The sequence below is a fragment of the Thermobifida cellulosilytica TB100 genome (assembly GCF_001517975.1).
Classification (GTDB): domain Bacteria; phylum Actinomycetota; class Actinomycetes; order Streptosporangiales; family Streptosporangiaceae; genus Thermobifida; species Thermobifida cellulosilytica.
The window spans coordinates 18,281-21,694 of the sequence record NZ_KQ950190.1 but is presented as its reverse complement, the minus strand read 5'-3'; the positions used below and the strand labels follow the sequence as shown (position 1 = coordinate 21,694).

Below are 3,414 nucleotides of genomic sequence, written 5' to 3'. Positions count from 1 at the left end.
CCCTTGGCCTGGGGGCCCGGCGCTGCGCCGCCGTCGCCGCGTTCGCGCTGCTGTGGGAGGTCGCCCCGCGGCTCGGCCTGGTGGACCGCGTCTTCCTGCCGCCGCTGAGCGAGGTGCTTGCCACCCTGGCGTCCCTGACCCTCGACGGCCAGATGGGCGAGCACGTGTCGGCGAGCCTGGGACGGGGCCTGACCGGCTTCCTCGCCGCCGTGGCCGCCGCGGTCCCCCTGGGGGTGCTGCTCGCCTGGTACCGGCCGGTCTACGACCTGCTCTCCCCGCTCCTGGAACTGTTTCGCAACACCGCCGCCCTGGCCCTGCTGCCGGTGTTCGTCCTCGTCCTCGGCATCGGGGAGACGTCCAAGATCGCGCTGGTGATCTACGCCTGCACCTTCCCGGTCCTGCTCAACACCGTCACCGGGGTGCGCACCGTGGACCCGCTGCTGGTCAAGTCGGCGGTGTCCCTCGGCTTCTCCCCCGTGGGCGTGTTCACCAAGGTGGTGCTGCCCGCGGCACTCCCCTCGGTCTTCACCGGGATCCGGCTGGCGGGCGCCTCCTCGCTGCTGGTCCTCATCGCCGCCGAGATGGTCGGGGCCCGCTCCGGCCTGGGCTACCTCGTCAACTCCGCGCAGCTCAACTTCCAGATCCCCCACATGTACGCGGGAATCATCGCGATCGCGGTGGTGGGCCTGCTCCTCAACCAGGTCCTGGTGTCCCTGGAGCGGCGCTTCTCCCGCTGGCGCCCCTCCCGATCCTGACCGACGCACCGTGTGAACAGGAGAGACCATGACGCACCCCCGGCAGATGCACCTCAACGCCTTCCTCATGGGCGTGGGGCACCACGAGGCCGCCTGGCGACACCCCCGCACCGAGGCGCGGCGCCTCCTCGACGTGGCGCACTTCCAGGAGCTGGCGCGCACCGCCGAGCGCGGCAGGCTCGACGCGGTCTTCCTCGCCGACACCCTGGCGGTGGGGCCCCGCGTCGAGCACAACGTCACCACCGTCTTCGAACCGCTGACCCTGCTGTCGGCGGTCGCCGCGACGACCGAGCGCATCGGGCTCATCGCGACCGCCTCCACCGGCTACAACCACCCGTTCACCCTGGCCCGGGCGTTCGCCTCGCTGGACCACATCAGCGGCGGACGGGCCGGGTGGAACATCGTCACCTCCGGCGGCGCCGACGAGGCCGCGAACTTCGGCCTCGACCGGGTCCCCGACCACGGGGAGCGCTACGCGCGCGCCCACGAGTTCCTCGACGCGGCGGTCCGGCTGTGGGACAGCTGGGAGGACGACGCGATCGTGCTGGACGCCGAGAGCGGCACCTTCACCGCCCCCGACCGGGTGCACCGCGTCGACCACGTCGGCCCCCGGTTCACCATCCGGGGCCCGCTCAACAGCCCGCGCCCCCCGCAGGGCCGCCCCGTGCTGGTCCAGGCGGGCTCCTCGGAGGACGGCATCGCCTTCGCGGCCCGCTGGGCCGAGGCGGTGTTCACCGCGCAGCAGACCCTGGAGGAGGGGCAGCGGTTCTACTCCGCCCTCAAGAACCGGGCCGCCGCCCACGGCCGCTCCCCCGACACGGTCAAGGTCCTGCCCGGGATCGTGCCGTTCATCGCCGGCACCGAGGCCGAGGCCAAGGAGCTGGAACAGGAGTTCACCGAGCTCATCTCCCCCACCTACTCGCTGCGGCAGCTCTCCGCGACCCTGGGCGTCGACCTGACCGACCACCCCCTGGACGCCCCCCTGCCGCCGCTGCCGCCGCTGCGCGAGATCCGCGGCAACCAGAGCCGGTTCCAACTGGTGGCCGACCTGGCCGAGCGCGAGTCGCTCACCGTGCGGCAGCTCATCGCCCGCCTCGGCCACGAACCGCGGCCACCGCACGTTCGCCGGCACCCCCGAGCAGGTGGCCGACGACCTGGAGACCTGGTTCACGCAGGGGGCCGCCGACGGGTTCAACATCATGCCTCCCCACCTGCCCGGCGGCCTGGAGGACTTCGTCGACCAGGTGGTGCCGGTCCTCCAGGAGCGCGGCCTGTTCCGCACCGACTACACCGGGCGGACCCTGCGGGAGCACTACGGGCTGGAGCGGCCCGCCAACTCCTTCGAGCGCCCCGCGGGCGCGGGGGTCGCGGTCTGACCTCCCCCGCTCCGGCGTCCTGCCGCGACGCGCGTCGCGGCAGGACGCCGTCACGGAGCGCACCTTTGCCGCGGCGCAGGGCCACGACCAGCAGGAAGTCGGAGTTTCCTCGGGAATCCGGTTCTCAAAACCCATAATGTCGACTAAATTGGTGGGGAAATTGGTTCCTTTCCCGAAAGGTCCGTCCCCCCATGCGCACCCTGGTCCTCCTGGCACTGGCGGGCTTCCTGGCCCAACTCGTCGACGGCAGCCTCGGCATGGCCTACGGCGTCACCTCCACCACCCTGCTGCTGCTCATCGGAACCAACCCCGCAGCCGCCTCGGCCACGGTCCACCTCGCCGAGATCGGCACCACCCTCGCCGCGGGCGTGTCGCACTGGCGCCTGGGCAACGTCGACTGGAAGGTCGTGGCGCGCATCGCCCTGCCGGGCGCGGTGGGCGCCTTCGCCGGAGCGACCTTCCTGAGCGGGCTGTCCACCGAGGTCGCCAAGCCGGTCATGTCCGCGATCCTCATCGCCCTCGGCATCTACATCCTGATCCGCTTCACCGCCTGGGGCATCTCCTCCCACAGCCTGCACAAGCCGGTGCGCAAGCGCTTCCTCATCCCGCTCGGCCTGTTCGCCGGGTTCGTCGACTCGACCGGAGGCGGCGGCTGGGGCCCCGTGGGCACCCCCGCCCTGCTGGCCAGCGGCCGCATGGAGCCCCGCAAGGTCATCGGGTCCATCGACACCAGCGAGTTCATCGTGGCCGTCGCCGCCAGTGTCGGCTTCTTCGTCGGCCTGGGCTCGGCCGGGGTGAACCCGGGCTGGGCGATCGCCCTGCTCATCGGCGGTGTCGTCGCCGCTCCCATCGCCGCCTGGATCGTCCGGATCTTCCCCCCGCGCGTCCTGGGCTCCGCGGTCGGCGGCCTGATCCTGCTCACCAACACCCGCACCATCCTCAACAGCGACTGGGTCTCGGTGTCCTCCCCGGTCAGCACCACCATCTACGCGGTCATCTGGCTGGTCTGGGCCGCCGCGGTCGCCTGGTCGGTCCGCACCCACCTGGCCGACCGGCGCGCCGCGGCCGCCGAGGGGACCCCGAAGTCCCCCGAGACCGCCGCCGCGGCCGAGGACTGACCCACACCCTCCAGGACCCCGGGGTCGCCGAGCGCGGTCGGCGACCCCGGCCCCCCTTTTTTTTCCCGCACCGGCCGCGAACGGCGCGGCCGCCAGGGCACCGGACCGGCGCGCACGCACTCCTGCGGCCGCACCCCGACGGGGTGCGGCCGCAGCGGCGTCACG

2 protein-coding genes and 1 pseudogene are annotated in these 3,414 nt (G+C 72.7%); all 3 read left to right on the top strand.

The window, feature by feature from the left end; genetic code table 11:
- A partial coding sequence (locus AC529_RS19130; RefSeq protein WP_157080292.1) for an ABC transporter permease occupies nucleotides 1-755 on the top strand: 755 nt, incomplete at its 5' end.
- 28 nt (nucleotides 756-783) lie between these two features.
- A pseudogene (locus AC529_RS19125) lies at nucleotides 784-2,131 on the top strand (LLM class flavin-dependent oxidoreductase).
- 191 nt (nucleotides 2,132-2,322) lie between these two features.
- Nucleotides 2,323-3,249, top strand: coding sequence for a sulfite exporter TauE/SafE family protein (locus AC529_RS19120; RefSeq protein ID WP_068758732.1), 927 nt, complete (start codon nucleotides 2,323-2,325; stop codon nucleotides 3,247-3,249).
- The last annotated feature ends 165 nt before the right edge of the window (nucleotides 3,250-3,414 follow it).

Coding starts and splice junctions, on each gene's coding strand:
- AC529_RS19120 (WP_068758732.1), top strand. CDS start 2,323: ATGCGCACCCTGGTCCTCCTGGCACTGGCGGGCTTCCTGGCCCAACTC.